Below are 830 nucleotides of genomic sequence, written 5' to 3'. Positions count from 1 at the left end.
TTGCGCGGGCTGTTCGAGGGCGAGGACCTGTTCGCCGGCGCGCTGGCCGTGGGCGGCCTGACCGTCGAGGCGGTGCTCGGCTCGCGTTCGCCGTTCGACGCGCGCATCCACGCCGCCCGTGGCCAGAAAGGCCAGATCGATGCGGCTGCTGCTTACCGCCACCTGCTGGGCGAGCGCAGCGAGGTGTCCGACTCGCACCAGAACTGCGAGAAGGTGCAGGATCCGTACTCCCTGCGCTGCCAGCCGCAGGTCATGGGCGCGTGCCTGACCCAGTTCCGCCAGGCCGCCGAGGTGCTGGCGGTGGAGGCCAACGCCGTATCCGACAACCCGCTGGTGTTCGCCGCCGAGGGCGACGTGATCTCCGGCGGCAACTTCCACGCCGAGCCGGTGGCCATGGCCGCCGACAACATGGCCCTGGCCATCGCCGAGATCGGCTCCCTGAGCGAGCGGCGCATCTCGCTGATGATGGACAAGCACATGTCGCAGCTGCCGCCGTTCCTGGTGGCCAACGGCGGGGTGAACTCCGGCTTCATGATCGCCCAGGTGACGGCCGCGGCGCTGGCCAGCGAGAACAAGGCGCTGGCCCATCCGCACTCGGTGGACAGCCTGCCGACTTCCGCCAACCAGGAAGACCACGTCTCCATGGCCCCGGCCGCCGGCAAGCGCCTGTGGGAAATGGCCGAGAACACCCGGGGGATCCTCGCGGTGGAATGGCTGGCGGCGGCCCAGGGGTTGGATCTGCGCGACGGCCTGAAGAGCTCGCCGGCGCTGGAGCAGGCCCGCGCGGCCCTGCGCGCCGAGGTGCCGTTCTACGAGAAGGACCGTTTCTT

At 70.4% G+C, this 830-nt stretch carries 1 protein-coding gene; it reads left to right on the top strand.

Features of this window, described 5'->3' with window-relative positions; genetic code table 11:
* Positions 1–830, top strand: an 830-nt coding sequence (locus tag CAG31_RS27990; protein WP_176244813.1) for an aromatic amino acid lyase, incomplete at both ends; no start/stop codon positions are given.

Origin of the sequence: Pseudomonas sp. R25(2017) (genome assembly GCF_002112565.1) — a bacterium.
In the GTDB taxonomy this organism is placed as follows: domain Bacteria; phylum Pseudomonadota; class Gammaproteobacteria; order Pseudomonadales; family Pseudomonadaceae; genus Aquipseudomonas; species Aquipseudomonas ekonensis.
The sequence above is the reverse complement of the archived record's forward strand: the minus strand, read 5'-3'. Positions and strand labels throughout refer to the sequence as shown.